This is a genomic window from Blastococcus tunisiensis, assembly GCF_900112815.1.
In the GTDB taxonomy this organism is placed as follows: Bacteria; Actinomycetota; Actinomycetes; order Mycobacteriales; family Geodermatophilaceae; genus Blastococcus_B; species Blastococcus_B tunisiensis.
In genome coordinates this window covers 35,817-53,228 of record NZ_FOND01000005.1, presented here as the reverse complement: position 1 = coordinate 53,228, position 17,412 = coordinate 35,817, and the positions used below count along the sequence as shown (strand labels likewise).

At 74.8% G+C, this 17,412-nt stretch carries 20 protein-coding genes; 9 read left to right on the top strand and 11 right to left on the bottom strand.

Going from position 1 to position 17,412, the window contains the following annotated elements; translation table 11 throughout:
• Window positions 1-8 precede the first annotated feature (8 nt).
• Complete coding sequence (locus BM142_RS07955; protein ID WP_092196251.1) at window positions 9-509, top strand: GNAT family N-acetyltransferase; 501 nt, start codon at window positions 9-11, stop codon at window positions 507-509.
• Between the two features lie 18 nt (window positions 510-527).
• Here BM142_RS07955 and BM142_RS07950 read toward each other — a convergent pair whose 3' ends face one another.
• Window positions 528-752 carry a biotin/lipoyl-binding carrier protein gene (locus tag BM142_RS07950; RefSeq protein WP_092196250.1) on the bottom strand — a complete coding sequence of 75 codons (225 nt, stop codon included), beginning with the start codon at window positions 750-752 and terminating at the stop codon, window positions 528-530.
• 54 nt (window positions 753-806) lie between these two features.
• Window positions 807-1,856 (bottom strand): biotin carboxylase N-terminal domain-containing protein, encoded by a 1,050-nt coding sequence (locus tag BM142_RS07945; RefSeq protein WP_092196455.1) that lies wholly within the window; start codon window positions 1,854-1,856, stop codon window positions 807-809.
• Window positions 1,857-2,027: 171 nt separating this feature from the next.
• Here BM142_RS07945 and BM142_RS25635 point away from each other — a divergent pair, with 171 nt between their 5' ends.
• Window positions 2,028-2,102 (top strand): 50S ribosomal protein bL37, encoded by a 75-nt coding sequence (locus BM142_RS25635; protein WP_099459150.1) that lies wholly within the window; start codon window positions 2,028-2,030, stop codon window positions 2,100-2,102.
• A 268-nt stretch (window positions 2,103-2,370) separates the two neighbouring features.
• Here BM142_RS25635 and rsrA read toward each other — a convergent pair whose 3' ends face one another.
• Window positions 2,371-2,718, bottom strand: coding sequence for a mycothiol system anti-sigma-R factor (gene rsrA, locus BM142_RS07935; protein WP_092196248.1), 348 nt, complete (start codon window positions 2,716-2,718; stop codon window positions 2,371-2,373).
• Window positions 2,715-3,401 (bottom strand): sigma-70 family RNA polymerase sigma factor, encoded by a 687-nt coding sequence (locus BM142_RS07930; RefSeq protein ID WP_092196247.1) that lies wholly within the window; start codon window positions 3,399-3,401, stop codon window positions 2,715-2,717. Before BM142_RS07930 ends, rsrA begins: the two co-directional genes overlap by 4 nt.
• Before the next feature lie 208 nt (window positions 3,402-3,609).
• Here BM142_RS07930 and ybaK point away from each other — a divergent pair, with 208 nt between their 5' ends.
• Window positions 3,610-4,083 carry a Cys-tRNA(Pro) deacylase gene (gene ybaK, locus BM142_RS07925; protein WP_092196454.1) on the top strand — a complete coding sequence of 158 codons (474 nt, stop codon included), beginning with the start codon at window positions 3,610-3,612 and terminating at the stop codon, window positions 4,081-4,083.
• 97 nt (window positions 4,084-4,180) lie between these two features.
• Here ybaK and BM142_RS07920 read toward each other — a convergent pair whose 3' ends face one another.
• Together BM142_RS07920 and BM142_RS07915 are read right to left on the bottom strand one after the other, a co-directional pair.
• Complete coding sequence (locus tag BM142_RS07920; protein ID WP_092196246.1) at window positions 4,181-5,695, bottom strand: fused MFS/spermidine synthase; 1,515 nt, start codon at window positions 5,693-5,695, stop codon at window positions 4,181-4,183.
• 2 nt (window positions 5,696-5,697) lie between these two features.
• Window positions 5,698-6,444 carry an SOS response-associated peptidase gene (locus tag BM142_RS07915; RefSeq protein ID WP_092196453.1) on the bottom strand — a complete coding sequence of 249 codons (747 nt, stop codon included), beginning with the start codon at window positions 6,442-6,444 and terminating at the stop codon, window positions 5,698-5,700.
• Window positions 6,445-6,575: 131 nt separating this feature from the next.
• Between BM142_RS07915 and BM142_RS07910 the strand changes: the two genes are divergently transcribed.
• From BM142_RS07910 to rsgA, 3 genes are all read left to right on the top strand, one after another.
• Window positions 6,576-8,033: an NAD-dependent succinate-semialdehyde dehydrogenase gene (locus BM142_RS07910; RefSeq protein ID WP_092196245.1), complete on the top strand. Its 1,458-nt coding sequence runs from the start codon at window positions 6,576-6,578 to the stop codon at window positions 8,031-8,033.
• A gap of 95 nt (window positions 8,034-8,128) precedes the next feature.
• Complete coding sequence (gene aroA / locus BM142_RS07905) at window positions 8,129-9,409, top strand: 3-phosphoshikimate 1-carboxyvinyltransferase (RefSeq protein WP_092196244.1); 1,281 nt, start codon at window positions 8,129-8,131, stop codon at window positions 9,407-9,409.
• A 92-nt stretch (window positions 9,410-9,501) separates the two neighbouring features.
• Window positions 9,502-10,422 (top strand): ribosome small subunit-dependent GTPase A, encoded by a 921-nt coding sequence (gene rsgA, locus BM142_RS07900; RefSeq protein WP_254790643.1) that lies wholly within the window; start codon window positions 9,502-9,504, stop codon window positions 10,420-10,422.
• A gap of 69 nt (window positions 10,423-10,491) precedes the next feature.
• On the opposite strand, the gene BM142_RS07895 is transcribed toward rsgA, so the two are convergent.
• Window positions 10,492-11,190, bottom strand: coding sequence for a hypothetical protein (locus BM142_RS07895; protein ID WP_092196242.1), 699 nt, complete (start codon window positions 11,188-11,190; stop codon window positions 10,492-10,494).
• 74 nt (window positions 11,191-11,264) lie between these two features.
• Window positions 11,265-11,801 (bottom strand): DUF2087 domain-containing protein, encoded by a 537-nt coding sequence (locus BM142_RS07890; RefSeq protein WP_092196241.1) that lies wholly within the window; start codon window positions 11,799-11,801, stop codon window positions 11,265-11,267.
• Window positions 11,802-11,853: 52 nt separating this feature from the next.
• On the opposite strand from BM142_RS07890, the gene BM142_RS07885 reads away from it, so the two are divergent.
• On the top strand, window positions 11,854-12,036 hold the full coding sequence (locus tag BM142_RS07885; RefSeq protein WP_092196240.1) for a DUF2795 domain-containing protein: 183 nt from the start codon (window positions 11,854-11,856) through the stop codon (window positions 12,034-12,036).
• Window positions 12,037-12,058: 22 nt separating this feature from the next.
• Window positions 12,059-12,898: a histidinol-phosphatase gene (gene hisN / locus BM142_RS07880; RefSeq protein WP_092196239.1), complete on the top strand. Its 840-nt coding sequence runs from the start codon at window positions 12,059-12,061 to the stop codon at window positions 12,896-12,898.
• Between the two features lie 37 nt (window positions 12,899-12,935).
• Here hisN and BM142_RS07875 read toward each other — a convergent pair whose 3' ends face one another.
• From BM142_RS07875 to BM142_RS07865, 3 genes are read right to left on the bottom strand one after another with little or no spacing between them, the layout of a single operon-like run.
• Window positions 12,936-14,315, bottom strand: coding sequence for an FGGY family carbohydrate kinase (locus BM142_RS07875; protein WP_092196238.1), 1,380 nt, complete (start codon window positions 14,313-14,315; stop codon window positions 12,936-12,938).
• 10 nt (window positions 14,316-14,325) lie between these two features.
• On the bottom strand, window positions 14,326-14,805 hold the full coding sequence (locus BM142_RS07870; RefSeq protein WP_092196237.1) for an XdhC family protein: 480 nt from the start codon (window positions 14,803-14,805) through the stop codon (window positions 14,326-14,328).
• The gene (locus BM142_RS07865) at window positions 14,802-15,839 is read right to left on the bottom strand and encodes an aldo/keto reductase (RefSeq protein WP_092196236.1); all 1,038 of its coding nucleotides are present in this window, start codon (window positions 15,837-15,839) and stop codon (window positions 14,802-14,804) included. Before BM142_RS07865 ends, BM142_RS07870 begins: the two co-directional genes overlap by 4 nt.
• 113 nt (window positions 15,840-15,952) lie before the next feature.
• On the opposite strand from BM142_RS07865, the gene BM142_RS07860 reads away from it, so the two are divergent.
• Window positions 15,953-17,347 (top strand): cystathionine beta-synthase, encoded by a 1,395-nt coding sequence (locus tag BM142_RS07860; protein ID WP_092196235.1) that lies wholly within the window; start codon window positions 15,953-15,955, stop codon window positions 17,345-17,347.
• Window positions 17,348-17,412 lie beyond the last annotated feature (65 nt).

Below are 17,412 nucleotides of genomic sequence, written 5' to 3'. Positions count from 1 at the left end.
CTGACCGGGTGGTCCAGCGCGCCTCCTCCCTGTCCGTGCAGCCCGCCCGACCGGAGGAGTTCGGCGACATCGCCGAGCTGACCGTGCGCGTCTACGCCGACGGCGGCCTCGCCCCGCCCGACTACGCCGCCGAGCTCGCCGACGTGGCCGGCCGCGCGGCACGCGCCGACCTGCTGGTGGTGCGCGACGGGGACGACCACGTGGTCGGCAGCGTCGCGCTGGTCCTCAGCGGTGACTTCGGGGAGGTGACCCGGTCCGAGGACGAGGCCGCCTTCCGGATGCTCGTCGTCGACCCGTCGCAGCGTGGCCGGGGCCTCGGCGAGCTGCTGGTCACGACCTGCACGGACCTCGCCCGGGCGGCCGGCAAGCGCCGCATGGTGCTCTCGACCGGGCCGGAGATGACCGCGGCCCACCGCCTCTACGAACGGCTGGGCTTCCGGCGGTTGCCGGAACGGGACTGGAGCCCGGTGCCCGGCATCGAGCTCATGGTCTACGCGCTGGACCTGTAGCGCGGCCCGAGGGTCTCCTCAGCCGTCCGCGACGGTGGCGATGAGGTCGCCCTCCTGCAGCACCTCGCCCTCGACGACGTGCAGCTCCTGCACGACGCCGGAGCGTTCGGTGAGGACGGGGATCTCCATCTTCATGGACTCCAGGATGACCAGCGTGTCGCCCGCGGCGACCGGCGCACCCGGCTGCACGAGGACCTTCCAGACGCTGGAGACCATCTCCGCGTGGATCTCCTCGACCGCCACCGTGCCTCCTCGTCAGCGTGCGCCGCTCCCGGCGCAGTCATCCAAGCACGGCGGTCAGGGAGCGGGGACGCTGCTCCCGGCGGCGAGCCGCTCCAGGACGGCCGAGACCTCCGCACCGTCGTGCGGCAGCCCCATGTCCGGCAGCCCCGACAGCACGCCGGACAGGGCGCCCGCGACCGCCTGCGGGTCCGGGCCGGCGGCGCTCACCGTGGCCAGCAACGCGTCGTACCAGCCGTCCAGCCGGTCCCCCGGCGCGTAGCCGCTGACCGCCACCAGTTCGACCCCGTCCGCGTCGGGGCCGCCGTCGCTGCCCGGCAGCCGGCCGGTGACGCGGCCGGCCGTCCCGGGCGGCAGCGTCGACCGCAGCTGGGCGGCCACCGCCGCCCGCGGGTCCCTGCCCGCCGGCTCCCGTTCCCCGCCACCGGCGCTGGACAGGGCGAGTTCCACGGCATCGACGCCGTGCGCACGCTCCAGGACGGCGATGTCGAGGGAGAACCCGGCCGCGACCTCCGCGAGCTCGCCGTGCGGTGCGATCCCGACCGTCACCAGGCCGCGCCAGCCCACCTCGGCCAGCCGCCGCGCGGTCGGCGCCAGCGCCAGCACGCCCTCGGCGGTCCAGTCCTGCGGGGTCCACGACACCCGGGCGATGCCCGCCGCACGGTCCCGGGCCACCGGGGTGGCGAACCGCAGCCCGTCGGCGGTGACCCACGCCAGCAGCCCGCGCTCGCTGGCCGGTTCCACCCCGTCGCCACCGAGGCGCTCGAGCACGTCCGGGTCGGGGCCGACCCAGAGCAGCCCGGCCGCGGCCACCGCGGCGGCCAGCCGGGCGTTGCCGGCGAGCGCCGGGGGCACGGGCAGGACGGCCCGTACGCCGCTGCGCCGCGCGGCCTCCACGATGCGGTCCACCGCCAGGTAGGACTCGCTCGCGGGAGCGGGCCCGAGGAGCACGGCGTCGTCAGCCAGCCGGACGTGCCGCGCGGAGCGCTCGGACTCCGAGTGCACGGCGACGGCCTTCACCCCCAGCCGGGTGCAGGCGGACACGACCGCGCAGGCGGCCGGGCCCCGGCCCGCCACGAGGACGCTGTCGATCTCCAACTGCGCCACCACTGCCCCCTCGGCAATCCCCCGTCCGGCGTGCCGCCGGAGCGCCCCGTGAGAGGCTTGCCTCGTCAGCTTGGCGGTTCAGGCGGCGCCGCGCACGATACGTGCCCGATCACCCCCGGTCCGCGAGAACACGGGTCTGCGGACCACACCGGTAGCGAGAGGAGGGCAGCGATGTCCAAGCGCGGACGCAAGCGTCGCTCCCGCAAGGGGAGCAAGGCCAACCACGGCAAGCGCCCCAACGCCTGATGACAGGCCCGGGAGCATCGCAGCGAGGCCGCCGCCGACAGGGAGCGAGCATCGCAGCGAGGAACGAGCGAGGAGCGGAGCGACCGCGGAGGCGGCGTACGGCTTCGAGCGAGGAGCGGACCGGGCCGCGGAATCAGGCCGTGCAGGACGCCTGAGAACGACGAAGCGCCCCTACCTCGCAACTGCGAGTGTGGGGGCGCTTCGTCGTTCGGCCTCGTCCAGGGCACCGCCACGAGCGTGCGAGTGAGAGGTGGACGGGGTCCTTCGTCTAGGCCGGGCCCGACCGCTCGGTGGTGATCTGCTGGACGGTGACCTGCGTGCCGTCCTCCTCGAACGAGACGGACGTCAGCTGGACCTTGATCCGCTCGCGGAGGCCGGCGGGCGGGGCGTCCCCGCCGCAGCGGCGCCGCACGAGGGCCTTGAACTCCTGCTCGATGCCGAACTCGCGCAGGCACGAGGAGCAGTCCTCGAGGTGCTCGGCGATCACCGCGCGGCGCTCGTCCCCGGTCTCGTGGTCGAGGAACTCGAACACGTGGGAGAGGACGTCGTCGCAGGAGTGGATCCGGATCGGCTCGCCGTGTCCCTGCCCGGCGGGGCCATGGACGTCGTCGGTCATGACCGGCTCGCCTCCTCACCGGCTCCGGCGCGGACGAAGCCGCGCTCGCGGGCGTAGTCGGCCAGCAGCTTCTGCAGCCCCCGGCGGCCACGGTGCAGCCGCGACATCACGGTGCCGATCGGCGTGCCCATGATCTCGGCGATCTCCTTGTAGGCGAAGCCCTCGACGTCGGCGAGGTACACCGCCAGCCGGAAGTCCTCCGGGAGCTGCTGCAGCGCTTCCTTGATGTCGTTGTCGGGCAGGTGGTCCAGTGCCTCGATCTCGGCCGAGCGCAGCCCGCTGGAGGTGTGCTCCTCGGCGGCGTAGAGCTGCCAGTCCTGCACCTGCTCGGTGGGGTACTGCTGCGGCTGCCGCTGCTTCTTGCGGTAGCTGTTGATGTAGGTGTTGGTCAGGATCCGGTACAGCCACGCCTTGAGGTTGGTGCCCTCGGCGAACTGGTGGAAGGCCGAGTAGGCCTTCACGAAGGTCTCCTGGACCAGGTCCTCGGCGTCGGCGGGGTTGCGCGTCATGCGCAGGGCCGCCGGGTACAGCTGGTCGAGGTAGGGCAGCGCGTCGCGCTCGAAGCGGGCGTCCCGCTCGGCACGCGTCTCGGCCACCTCCGCCCGGCTGCCGTCCGCCCGGGCCTCGGGCGTCTCCACCGGGCCGGTCACCTCGGGGGTCTGATCTGCGGTCTGCTCAGGCACCGACCGTCCTCTCTGGGGCCCCCGGATGCGGGGCGCCGCATCGGTCGATCCTAGCCGCGCGACGTCGGGACGGCCCGGGGGCCGCCGGCGCACGACCCTCGGGCGGGTGCTGGACACGGTGCTGCTCACGGCCGGTGCAACCGAGCGGGACGGGCGCCGATTCCCCGTCCCGGCCGGATCGCCGAGACGCTCGCTACGCTCCTGCGCCGTGGCGGCGACTCCGGCGGTGCGCGTCCTCGAGCGGGACGGGGCTGCGCACACGCTGCACCCCTACGACCCGGAGCACCCCTCCGACCAGGGGCACGGCGAGGCCGCGGTCGCCGCGCTCGGAGCCGATCCGCACCAGGTCTTCAAGACCCTCGTCGCCCGCGTGGACGGCACGCTGACCGTCGCCGTCGTCCCGGTGGCGGGCAGCCTGGACCTCAAGGCGCTGGCCGCGGCCGCCGGTGGCCGGAAGGCCGCGATGGCCGAGCCCGCCGACGCCGAACGGGCCACCGGGTACGTGCTGGGCGGGATCAGCCCGCTGGGCCAGAAGAAGTCGCTCCCGACGGTGGTCGACGAATCGGCGCTCGGCTTCCCGACCGTCATGGTCAGCGCGGGCCGGCGCGGACTGCAGGTCGAGCTGCCCCCCGCCGACCTGGTGCGGCTGACGAAGGCCCGGACCGCCCCCATCGCCCGCTGATCCTCCCGACGGGACGATCACGCCGGCCGTGACCACCCGGCGCGCCCGGATCGTGGCCACGGCCCCATGATCGTGGGGAGCCCGCCGGGGAGGTGGCTCAGCCGTACGGGGTGAGCAGCTGGTCGACCGGCGCGAAGTCGTCGGTGAGCACGTCGGCGTCCCCGACGAAGCGGTCCAGCTCGGCGCCCTGCGCCACCTGCCACACCAGGTCGCGGTCGCTCAGCGCGGCGGCGATCTCGTCGGTGGGGATCGGTGAGCGCGAGGCGACGGCGACGACGTTCCCGCCGTCCTCGCCGGCCAGCACCGGGATGCGCGCCAGCAGCGCCACGTGCGGGAACACCGCCCGCAGGGTGGCCAGCTCCGCCCGGACGAAGCCCAGCGGCGGGTGGTCGATCAGGTTGATCGCGTAGACGCCGTCGTCGGCCAGCGCCCGGTCGACCAGCTCGACCGCCTCCCGCGTGGTGAGCTGCCACGGCACCGACAGACCGCCGAACGCGTCGCCGACGACGAGGTCCCGCTCCCCCGGCGCCTCCGCGGCCAGCGCCACCCGCCCGTCGGCCACCCGCACCCGCAGGTCCTCGGTCGTCTCCAGCGCGAGCTGCTCCCGGTCGATGGCCACGACCCCGGGATCGACCTCCACGACCAGGCTCTCGGTCCCGGGCCGCTCGGCGGCCAGGTAGCGCGGCAGGGTCAGGCCACCGCCGCCGATGTGCAGGGCCGACAGCGGCTCGCCGTCCGGCGCCAGCGCGTCGGTGACCGCGGCGATCGCCCGGACGTACTCGAACTCCAGGTAGGTGGGGTCGGCGAGGTCGACGTAGGAGTGGCGGAGGGTGTCCAGCAGCAGCGCCCGCCCCGTCTCCCGCTCGGGATCGGCGACGACGCGGGCGCAGTGGTAGGCCGTCTCCTCCTCGCAGGGCGTCGGCGCGACCGCGGCCAGGCCGAGGCCGGCCACGGCGAGCAGCAGCAGCGCCGGCGGCACCCGGCCGGCCGAGGGCGTGCGGCGGCGGAGCAGGACGCCGAGGGCGAGCCCCACCGCGACGGTCACCGCCCCGGTGCCGACCAGGATGACGCTGCTGGGCAGGACGGCGATGAGCAGGAAGCCGGTGGCGAAGGTCGCCGCGATCGCGCCCAGGGTGCCGATGCCCGAGAGCCGGCCCACGACCGACCCGGTCTCGGCGAGACTGGCCAGCTGCAGCTTCACCACCATCGGGGGGACGGCCGACAGCAGCGCCGCGGGCACCACGACGGCGACCGCGGCCAGCAGCAGCACCCCGCCGGCGTCGGCGCCGCTGAGCGCCTCACCGGTGAACCGCACGAGCGGCAGGACGGCGGCCACCAGGGCGCCACCGGCGACCATCAGCGGCGCCAGCAGCCGGCGCGGGTCGGTCCGGTCGGCCGTGGCGCCCCCGGTCCAGGCGCCGATCGCGATCGCGGCGAGGGCGAAGCCGATGATCGCGGTGCTGGTCTGCAGCGTGACCCCGACGTAGGGCGCGATCAACCGGAGCCCGACGATCTCCAGAACCAGCACCGCGCCGGAGGAGAGGAAGGTGACGGCGGCGGCCACCCACCGGGGCAGCGGTTCCGAGGGCGGGAGGGGTGCAGGGCTGCTCACCGTCAGAACAGGGCCGCCTGGTCGGCGGGGGCGCTGACCGACTCCTCGCGGGCCACCAGCTCGCGGCCGTTGTTGGCGACGTTGTTGACCGCGGTGCTCACCGGGCGAAGCTCCAGGGCCTCGACCAGCTCGGGCGGCGTCGGCGCCACGAGCTCGCCGACGTCCTGCCGCGCCGGGTCGAGCCAGTCGGCCCAGCGGTCGCGCGGCAGGACCAGCGGCATGCGCTCGTGGATCTCGGTCAGCTCGCCGACGGCGGGGGCGGTGACGACCGTGCAGGTGTAGAGCCGGTCCTCACCGCGGCCCCAGACCTCCCACAGCCCGGCGAAGGCGAGCACCGAGCCGTCGCGCGGGGTGACGAAGTAGGGCTGCTTGGCCGGCGAGTCCAGCCGCTTCGCCCACTCGTACCAGCCGTCGGCCGGCACCAGGCACCGGCGGGAGGCGGCCGCCTTGCGGAAGGCCGGCTTCTCGGTCAGCGACTCGACGCGGGCGTTGAGCAACCGGTTGCCGACCGACACGTCCTTCGCCCACGACGGGACCAGTCCCCAGCGCACGGCGCGGAGCTCCCGGTGGCCACCACCGGTGGGCGCCCCCTCGGCGTCGCGCTCCTTCTTGTGCCGGACGACGTAGACGTCCTTGGTGGGGGCGACGTTGTAGTCGGCGGGCAGCGGTGGCTGCCCCTCGGCACGGACGGCCTCGAACTCGACGACGAGGTCGTCGGGGTTGCGGCTGGCCGCGTAACGACCGCACATCGGCGATTCCTCCTGCTCGGGCTCCGGCCCCCGACTGTAGGGGCGGCCGGTGACGACCCGCCGTGCGTGCGTGTCCACGACGGGGGTAGACCTCGTGTCGGACGAACGTTCCCCAGAGACGAGGATCCCGCGTGACCACGACACAGCACCCCCCGGCCGACCACCCGAAGACCGCCAGCGACGCCGGGGCCCGGCCCTACGCGACGGTCAACCCCTACACCGGGGAGACCGAGAAGGAGTTCCCCTTCCTCGAGACCGGTGAGATCGAGGGCGTGATCGCGGGAGCGCACGACGCGTTCGGCGCCTGGCGCCGCCGGTCGGTCGAGGAGCGGGCCGCCGTGGTGGCGAAGGCCGCCGAGCTGATGCTCGAGCGCAAGGACGAGTTCGCCGCGCTCATCACCCGGGAGATGGGCAAGCGGATCCAGGAGGCGGCGGGCGAGGTCATGCTGGCCGCCAGCATCCTGCAGTACTACGCGGAGAAGGGGCCCGGCTTCCTCGAGCCCCGGCCGATCGACGTGATGCAGGGCGAGGCCGTCGTCGTCAACGAGCCGGTCGGCGTGCTGCTGGCGATCGAGCCGTGGAACTACCCGCTCTACCAGGTCGTCCGCGTCGCCGCCCCGAACCTGGTGCTGGGCAACACCATCCTGCTCAAGCACGCCGAGAACAACCCGCAGTGCGCGCTGGCCCTGGAGCGGCTCTTCCGGGACGCCGGTGCCCCCGAGGGCGTGTACACCAACGTCTTCCTCCGGATCGCCGACGTCGAGCAGGTCATCGCCGATCGTCGCGTCCAGGGCGTCACCCTGACCGGCAGCGAGAAGGCCGGCGCCAGCGTGGCCGAGATCGCCGGGCGCCACCTGAAGAAGTCGGTGCTGGAGCTCGGCGGCAGCGATCCGTTCATCGTGCTCGACGCCGAGGACCTCGGCCGCACGGTGAAGGCCGCGACCATGGGGCGCATGGCCAACACCGGCCAGGCCTGCATCGCCGCCAAGCGGATCATCGTGAAGGACGACATCTACGACGACTTCGTCGCCGGCCTGCAGCAGGCGTTCTCCTCCTTCTCCCCCGGCGACCCGGCCGACCCCGCGACGACCCTGGGTCCGGTGTCCTCCGAGCGGGCCGCGAAGGACCTGCACGCCCAGATCCAGGACGCCATCGACAAGGGCGCCACGGTGCTGGCCGGCGGCGGCCGCCCCGACCTCCCGGGCGCCTTCGTCGAGCCGACCCTCCTGGCCGACGTGACCCCGGAGATGCGGGCCTACCGCGAGGAGCTGTTCGGTCCGGCCGCCGTGGTCTACCGCGTCAAGGACGAGGACGAGGCGATCGCGCTGGCGAACGACAGCGACTACGGGCTGTCCGCCGTCGTCTACAGCGGCGACCTCGACCGGGCGAAGGCCGTGGCCGACCGCCTGGAATCGGGCATGGTCTGGGTCAACCAGCCGTCCGGATCTTCGCCGGAGCTGCCCTTCGGTGGCGTGAAGCGCTCGGGCTACGGCCGCGAACTGTCCGAGCTGGGCATGTTCGAGTTCGCCAACCGCCGCCTGGTGCGGGTGCTCCCCGCCAAGAAGGCGTCGAAGCCGGCGGGCGGCTGAAAAAGGACCCCCTCGCCCCCCACCGCTCGCACGCTCGCGGCGGGCCCCTGCGAGGGGGCCGTTCCAGCACCGTTCCGAACCGGCAGGATGTAGCCATGCCACCGGTCTGGACGACGCCGCACCGCCCGGCGCCCGTGGACGCCGTCGTCAGCCTCCCCGGTTCGAAGTCGATCACCGCGCGGGCGCTGGTGCTGGCGGCGATCGCCGACGGGCCGAGCCGGCTGGTCCGGCCGCTGCGCGCCCGCGACACCGACCTGATGGCGGCGGGACTCCGGGCGCTGGGGGTGCAGATCGCCGACGCCGGGGACGACCAGCTGGTCGTCCCCGGCCCGCTCCGCGGGCCGGCGGAGGTCGACGCCGGCCTCGCCGGCACGGTGCTGCGTTTCCTGCCGCCGGTGGCCGCGCTCGCCGACGGCGACGTGCGCCTGGACGGCGACGCGCGGCTGCGCGACCGCCCCAACGCCGGGCTGATCGCCGGGCTGCGCGGCGCGGGTGTGCGGATCGACGACGGCGGCCGCGGGCGGGCCCCCTTCACCGTGCACGGGACCGGGCGGGTGCGCGGCGGGGCGGTCACCGTCGACGCCAGCGAGTCCAGCCAGGTGGTGTCCGGGCTCCTGCTCGCCGCGGCCCGCTTCGACGACGGTCTGGACCTGTCGCTGGCCGGCAAGGTCCCGTCGATGCCGCACGTGGACATGACCGTCACCACGTTGCGCGCGCACGGCGTGGACGTGACGGCGACGGAACGGGGCTGGCGGGTCTCCCCGGGACCGATCGCCGCCCGCGACGTCGTCGTCGAACCCGACCTCTCCAACGCCGCCCCCTTCCTCGCCGCCGCCCTGGTCACCGGGGGGCAGGTGACGGTGCGCGACTGGCCGGAGCTGACCACCCAACCCGGCGCCCAGCTCGACCGGCTGCTCACGCAGATGGGCGCCGCGGTCACCCGCACGCCCGACGGACTCCAGGTCACCGGCGCCGGCGGCATCCGCCCCCTGGTGGCCGACCTCGGCGAGGTGGGCGAGCTGACGCCAGTGCTCGCCGCCCTCTGCGCGCTCGCCGACGGCCCGTCGCGGCTCACCGGCATCGGGCACCTGCGCGGTCACGAGACCGACCGGCTGCAGGCCCTCGACGAGGTGCTGACCGCCGTCGGCGCCCGGGTCGAGCAGCTGCCCGACGGCCTGGTGATCGAGCCCGGCCCGCTGCGCGCCGCCACGGTGGACTCCTACGCCGACCACCGGATGGTGCACGCCGCCGCCGTCCTCGGGCTGGCCGCCGACGGCATCCGGGTGACCGGTGCCGACGCCGTCACCAAGACGCTGCCCGACTTCATCGACCGCTGGTCGGCGCTGCTGGGTGCTCCTGCCGGAGTCGTCCGCTGAGCGGGCGGCGGCACGACAGCCGCTCGGACGAGGACGACATCCGGGTCCGGCCCAGCCGGCGTGGCTCGCGCCCCCGGACCCGCACGCGGCCGGTGCACGCCGACGCCGTCCCCGGGCTGGTCGTCGCCGTCGACCGCGGCCGGATGACCGTGCGGGTGGACGGGCCCGACGGCTCCGTCGACGTGACCACGATGCGCGCCCGCGAGCTGGGCAAGCACGGCGTCGTCGTCGGGGACCGCGTCCGGGTGGTCGGCGACACCAGCGGCCGCACCGACAGCCTGGCCCGCATCGTGGCCATCGAGGAACGGGCCACCTCGCTGCGCCGCACGGCCGACGACACCGATCCCACGGAACGGATCGTGGTGGCCAACGCCGACCTGCTGGTGATCGTGACCGCCGTCGTCGACCCCGAGCCGGCGCTCGGCTTCCTCGACCGGTGCCTGGTCGCGGCCTACGCCGGTGGCCTCGAGCCGCTGCTCTGCCTGACGAAGACCGACCTGGGCAGCCCGCAGCCGCTGCTCGACCGGTACGCCGGCCTCGGGCTGGCCGCGGTGCACATGAGCCGGGAGACCACGCTCGACCCGCTGGTGGACCGCATCCGCGACCGGATGAGCGTGTTCGTCGGGCAGTCCGGTGTGGGCAAGTCGACCCTGGTGAACCGCCTCGTGCCCGATGCCCTGCGCGCCACCGGGGACGTCAGCAAGATCGGCAAGGGCCGGCACACGTCGTCCTCGGCGGTGCTGTTCGACCTGCCGGGCGGCGGCACCGTCATCGACACCCCGGGCATCCGGTCGTTCGGCCTGGCGCACGTCACCGCCGACGACGTCCTGGCCGCCTTCGACGAGATCGCCGAGGCGGCGGTGGACTGCCCGCCCGCCTGCGGGCACACGGCCGAGGACCCCGGCTGCGCCCTCGACGCCTGGGCGGCGGCCGGCCCCCCGGCCCGGCAGGAGCAGCTGGCCGCCCTGCGGGTCCTGCTGGGCGCCGTCGGCCAGGTCGGCCCGGGCTATTAGAAGGACCCCCTTACCCCCCGGCACTCGCAAGCTCGCGCCGGGCCGCTGCAAGGGGGCCGCTCCAGTACGTCACCCGGTGAACAGCTCGTCGGGCATCGGCTCGTCGACCGCCTCGATCCGCAGGTCGTGCCCGGCCACCGGCACCGGCGCCCCGATCGCCTCGAGGAGCACGCAGACGCCGGTCTGCCGGTCCAGCCGCACGCGGTAGGCCTCGGGATACGCATCGAGCAGCCCCTGCGGCAGCGACTCCGCCGCATCCACCTCCGGCGTCCGCAGCAGCGAACAGCAGCCGCACCGCGGCTCGTAGCCGGGCCGGGCCCGGACGACCGCCTCCCACGCCGGGCGGCCGCCGTGCCCGACCTCGCCGACGTCGTCGACGTCCAGCGCGGGGACCAGCGCGCCGGTGTCCTGGTCGCGCCCGTCGGCCAGCTCGGCCGGATCGAGCATCGCGACCCAGTGGTAGTTCTGGAACATCGGGTCGTCGAGCGAGTGGTCCCAGGACTCGCGCCTGTCCTCCACCAGTCCGTCGGGGCGCAGCCGGGGCCGGGGTCGCGGCCACACCGCACCCCGCTCGCGGACGACCTGCAGGAGGCCGCCCTCGGCGGACTCGACGCGGAGCACGTCCGGGCGGCGCAGCCAGGCGCGCACCGGCCCTCGGGAGGGCGGGTGCGGGCCGGTCCAGCGCACGGTGAACCGCAGCGTCGACCAGCGCCAGGGCGACGAGCGGGCCAGGGCGGCGAAGGAGTCGGCGGACGGGGTCAGGGCCATCCCGGCAGTGTGCGGACCTCCGCGCCCGGTCGTCGAACCGATTCGTCGACGTGTCGACACGTCGACGAGCCGACTCAGACGTCCACGTAGCCGCCGCTGCGCCAGTAGACGCCCGCCTCCCGCGTCAGCAGCCCCTCGTCCACCAGGTAGCGGCGCAGCGCGGCCACGTCGGGGTGCCAGGCGGCGAGCAGCGCGTTCACCTCCCGCTCGGGATAGCGGACCCCGGGCTCGAACACCCGCGCGAGGTGCTCCAGCACGACCAGGCGCTTGCTGCGCTGGGCGGGGATCGAGACCAGCCGGCTGTCGCGGACGAAGGTGCTGAGCACCGCGTTCTCGGCCGGGTCCGACGACAGGCGCTCCGGGGGCGGCGCGGACTCCGCCGCCGCCCGCGCGGCGGCGCCGAACCGCTCGGTGCGCAGGGCGAGGGCGTGCCCGTCCCGGTGGACGAGGCCGCCACGGGCCAGCCGGCGGGCGGCCAGGGCGACGTCCCTGAGCGGGAGCCCGGACGCGGCGGCCACCTCCTCGATCGTCCCGGCACCGAGCGCGAGGGCGGCCACGACCTTCAGCCGGGCCGGGTCGGCGAGCAGCCCGGCGATCGTCGCGGCGTCCACTCCCCGACGGTATCGACGCATCGCTGCGCGGGTCCTGGGTAGGCCCAGCAGCATGGTGAGCCCGATCGACATCCAGAAGGCCCTCTCCGGCATGGACTACCCGGCGAGCAAGGACGACATCGTCCGGCACGCCCAGCAGCAGGGCGGGAACGACGAGGTGGTCCAGGCCCTCCAGAAGATCGAGGACCGGGAGTACGAGGGGCCGAGCGGGGTCAGTTCAGCGGTCTTCGACTGATCCCCGGCTAGGTTCGGTGCCCATGACGTCGGTTCGGGGCTTTGCGGAGGACATGCGGCTGGCACACGTGCTGGCCGACCAGGCCGACTCGATCAGCCTGGACCGGTTCAGGGCCCAGGACCTGGTCGTCGACACCAAGCCGGACCTGACCCCGGTGACCGACGCCGACCGCGCGGTCGAGGAGATGCTCCGGATCACCCTCAGCCGCGCCCGCACCCGGGACGCGGTGATGGGCGAGGAGTTCGGCACGACCGGCCACGGACCCCGGCGCTGGGTGCTCGACCCCATCGACGGGACGAAGAACTTCGTCCGGGGCGTGCCGGTGTGGGCCACGCTCATCGCACTGTTCGACGGCGAGGAGCCGGTGGTGGGCCTGGTGTCCGCTCCGGCGCTGAACCGCCGCTGGTGGGCGGCGAAGGACGTCGGCGCGTGGACCGGCCGCCGGCTGGAGACCGCGACGCGCTGCTCCGTCTCCGAGGTCACCGAGCTCGGCGACGCGAGCCTGTCCTACTCGAGCCTGTCCGGCTGGGAGGAGCGGGGCATCCTCGACGGCTTCCTCGACCTGACCCGCTCGGTCTGGCGGACGCGGGCCTACGGCGACTTCTGGAGCTACTGCCTGCTGGCCGAGGGCGCCGTCGACATCGCCTGCGAACCCGAGGTGTCGGTCTGGGACCTCGCGGCGCTGGACATCATCGTGCGGGAGGCCGGGGGCCGGTTCACCGACCTCACCGGCGCCCCGGGCCCGGCCGGTGGGCACGCCATCGCCACGAACGGCGCGCTGCACGACGCGGCTCTCGCGCACGTGCGGCTGCCCGAGTCGGTCAACCCGCTGCAGTCCGTGCCGCCGGTCCCGCCCGGCTGATCAGCGGCGCCGACGGCCTGCGCACGCAACCGGCCCGTCAGGCGGCCGACCAGCGGGCGAACGCCGCCTCGAGGGCGGTGTCGCCGCAGGGCTCCACGAGCGGTCCGGCGTCGCGTTCCGGGTCGACGTCCAGGCCGACGCCCCGTCCCGCCAGGAGCGCTGCGCCGACGGCCGAGGCGCTGCGAAGGCCGAGCGGCCGGACCGGCCGTCCGAGGGCGTCGGCCAGCAGCTGCGTGAGGACACCCGACCGCGTCGCCCCTCCGGTGAGCAGGACGGGCGCCCGGTCGGTGAGGTCGAGCAGGTCGAACGCGGCCCGGATCGCGAACACGACCCCCTCGGCCGCCGCCCGCGCCAGGTCGGCGCGGGTGGTGCCGGCCTGCAGCCCCGTCCACCCACCGCGGTCGTCGGGACCGGTCACCCCGCCGCGCTCGCCGGTGAGGAAGGGCCGGAACGCCACTCCCCCGGCGCCGGCCGGCACCGACGCCGCCGCGGCGACGAACTCCGCCAAGGACAGCCCGAGGACGTCGCAGGTCCACTCCCAGGCGGAGCCGCCGTTCTGCAGGGCCGCCATCGCGTACCAGCCGTCCGCGGTGTCGGCATAGGTGTGCACGACCGGATCGGCGTCCGGGACCGGTGCCCGCCGGGGGCGCAGCAACTGGGCCCCGGTGCCGAGGTTGACCTGCGCACCGGCCACCGCACCCGCGGTCAGCATCGCCAGCGGGGTGTCGGCTCCCCCGACGACCACGGGCACCTCCCCGACCGGCACCCGCGCGGTGCCCACCACCTCGGCGGAGGGCCGGATCTCCGGCAGCAGTCCCGCGTCGATGCCGGCAGCCCGCACCGCCGCGACACTCCAGTCGTCGGCGACCACGTCCCAGAGCAGGGTCGCCGAGGCGTCGCTGCGGTCGGTGACCGGTGCCGCGCCCGGGAGCAGCGACGCGCGCAGCGCATCCTTGGGCAGCAGCACCGCTGCGGCGCGGCCGAGCACCTCCGGCTCGTGCACGGCCAGCCACGCGAGCAGCGGCCCGGTCATGCCCGGCGCCAGCGGGTTGGCGAGCGCGGCCCGCTCCCAGGGCCCCAGCATCCGCCAGTTGTCCAGTTCCGCAGTGGCCCGCCGGTCGGGCCACAGCAGGGCGGGCCGCAGCGGAGCGCCGTCGTCCCCCACGAGGACGGCGCCGTGCATCTGCCCGGAGAACCCGAGGCCGCGCACCCGTGCGGCGCCGAGCCGCGGAGCGATCGCGGTGAGCGCCGAGTCCAGGGCCGTCCGCCAGGCCAGGACGTCGATCTGCGCCCACCCCGGCGACGGCTTGTCGTACGCGTAGCCGCTCTCGGCCTCGGCCACCACCGTGCCCGCCGGGTCCAGGGCCACCAGTTTGAGGCCGGAGGTGCCGAGGTCGGCGCCGAGCAGGACGTCCACGACGAGACCGTCAGCTCCCGTGGGCGACGCCGCCGGCCCGGCCGTTGCGGTCGGCGAGCAGCCCGGCCAGCGTGGAGAGGGCGATCTCCGCGGGCTGCCGGGAGCCGATGTCGAGCCCGATCGGCCGGTGCACCCGTGCGATGTCCTCCGGCGGCACGCCGAGCCTCGTGAGCGCGGCGACGTGCGGCCCCTCGTGCCGCGGGTTGCCCATGACACCGATCCAGCGGGCCGGCCGGGCCAGGGCGTCGCGGAGCAGCTCGCCCAGCTCGTCCCGGTGGTGGTCGGTGACGACGACGTCGGCCGTGCCCGCGGCCAGCTCGTCGTCCAGCTCCGCGAAGGCGAGCACGCGCAGGTCGGGCGTTCCCGCGGGAACGCGCTCGGGGTCCGGCTCGACCAGCGCGGTCCGGAAGCCCAGTTCGGCGCCCCACCGCAGCAGCACCTCCGACACCGGCGAGGCGAACACCGCGACCAGCAGGCGGTCGGCGGTCATGCGCCCTTCTCCGGGCTGTCGCCGTAGGCGTAGCCGCTGTCGGCGTACCGGCCGCCGACCGCCACGCCGGGTGGTGCGAGCGCGTCGAGCCGGGCGAGGTCGTCGGCGGTCAGCTCCACGTCCAGGGCGGCGACGTTCTCCTCCAGGTACGCCCGGCGCTTGGTGCCGGGGATCGGGACGACGTCCTGGCCCTGGGCGAGCACCCAGGCCAGGGCGAGCTGGCCGGGCGTCGCGCCCTTCTCCGCCGCCAGGTCGCGGACCGCGTCCACGAGCCGGAGGTTGGCCGCGAACGCCTCGCCGGTGAACCGCGGGTGGGTGCGCCGCCAGTCGCCCTCGGCGAAGTCGGCCGGGCTGGTGAGGGCGCCGGTGAGGAAGCCGCGGCCGAGCGGGCTGAACGGCACGATGCCGATGCCGTGCTCGCGGGCCACCCCCAGCACGGTGTCTCCACCCGCCCCACCGCCCCCGGCCACTTCCAGGTCCCGGGTCCACAGCGACCACTCGCTCTGCAGGGCGGCGATCGGGTGCACCGCGACCGCCCGCCGGATCGAGGTGGCGCTGGCCTCGGACAGGCCGAGGTGGCGCACCTTCCCCTGCTGCACGAGCTCGGCCATCGCCCCCACGGTGTCCTCGATCGGGACTGTCGGGTCGACCCGGTGCTGGTAGTAGAGGTCGACGACGTCGACGCCCAGCCGGCGCAGGCTCGCCTCGGCGCAGGCGCGGACGTTCTCCGGGCGGCCGTCGATGGTCATGCCGCCGCCGGGGCGGTGCCGCAGGGAGAACTTGGTGGCCAGCTGCACCTCGTCCCGCCGGCCGGCGATCGCCTCGCCGACCAGTTCCTCGTTGTGCCCCTCCCCGTAGACGTCGGACGTGTCGAGGAAGGTGACGCCGAGGTCCAGGGCGCGGTGGATGGTGGCGATCGACTCCTGCCGGTCGGCCGCGCCGTACATCTGGCTCATGCCCATGCAGCCGAGACCGAGAGCGGAGACGGCCGGCCCGGTCGAGCCGAGCGTGCGGGTGCCCACCGGAGAGGTCATGCCCGCATCCTCGCCCCTGGGGCGGGACGGCGGCCACCGCCCGGCCACGGAGCGCTCTGGTGGAATGGTCGCCGCAGGGCGCCGGTGGTCGGCGCCCTGGCGAGGAGGCCGCTGTGCAGTACGCCGAGAACGTCATCGATCTGGTCGGCAACACCCCGCTGGTGCGGCTGACCTCGGTGACCCGGCACCTCGGGCCGGACGCACCGCTGGTGCTGGCCAAGGTCGAGTACTTCAACCCGGGCGGGTCGGTGAAGGACCGCATCGCCGTGCGCATGGTGGACGCCGCGGAGGCCAGCGGCGCGCTGCAGCCCGGCGGGACCATCGTGGAACCCACCAGCGGCAACACGGGCGTGGGCCTGGCCCTGGTGGCCCAGCAGCGCGGCTACCGGTGCATCTTCATCTGCCCGGACAAGGTCAGCCAGGACAAGATCAACGTGCTGAAGGCCTACGGCGCCGACGTCGTCGTCTGCCCCACCGCCGTCGACCCGGCGGATCCGCGCAGCTACTACTCGGTGTCCGACCGGCTGGCCCGGGAGACGCCCGGCGGCTGGAAGCCCGACCAGTACTCCAACCCGGCCAACCCGCAGAGCCACTACGAGACCACCGGCCCGGAGATCTGGGCGCAGACCGAGGGCCGGATCACCCACTTCGTCACCGGGATGGGCACCGGCGGCACGATCAGCGGCACCGGCCGCTACCTCAAGGAGGCCTCCGGCGGGACGGTCCGGATCATCGGCGCCGACCCGGAGGGCTCGGTCTACTCGGGTGGCACGGGGCGTCCCTACCTCGTCGAGGGCGTGGGCGAGGACTTCTGGCCGTCCACCTACGACCCGCAGATCGCCGACGAGGTCATCGCCGTCTCCGACGGCGACTCCTTCGCCATGACCCGCCGCCTGGCCCGCGAGGAGGGGCTGCTGGTCGGCGGCTCCTGCGGCATGGCCGTGGCCGCCGCGGTGCGGGCCGCCGAGACGCTCACCAAGGACGACGTCATGGTGGTGCTGCTGCCCGACGGCGGCCGCGGCTACCTGGGCAAGATCTTCAGCGACACCTGGATGGCCGACTACGGCTTCGTCGAGTCCGGGGTGGGCGAGACCGTCGGCGAGCTGCTGCACACCAAGGGCGGCGAGACCCCGACGCTGGTGCACACCCACCCCAACGAGACGGTGCGCGACGCGATCGACATCCTCCGCGAGTACGGCGTCAGCCAGCTGCCCGTGGTCCGGGCCGAGCCGCCGGTGACCGCCGGTGAGGTGATCGGGTCGGTGGACGAGAAGACCCTGCTCGACGCCCTGTTCGCCGGGCGGGCCACCCTCGCCGACCGGGTGGAGAAGCACATGAGCCCGCCCCTGCCGATCATCGGCTCCGGGGAGCCGGTCACCGAGGCGGTCGCGGCGCTCGGCTCGGCCGACGCGCTGCTCGTCCACGTCGACGGCAAGCCGGCCGGCGTGGTCACCCGCCAGGACGTGCTGGGGCACCTCGCCGGTCTGCCGCATACGGTCGGGGCATGAGCCGCGAGCACGACGCCCGAGCGAGCATCGCAGCGAGCGACGGAGCCGACAGGGAGCGAGCATCG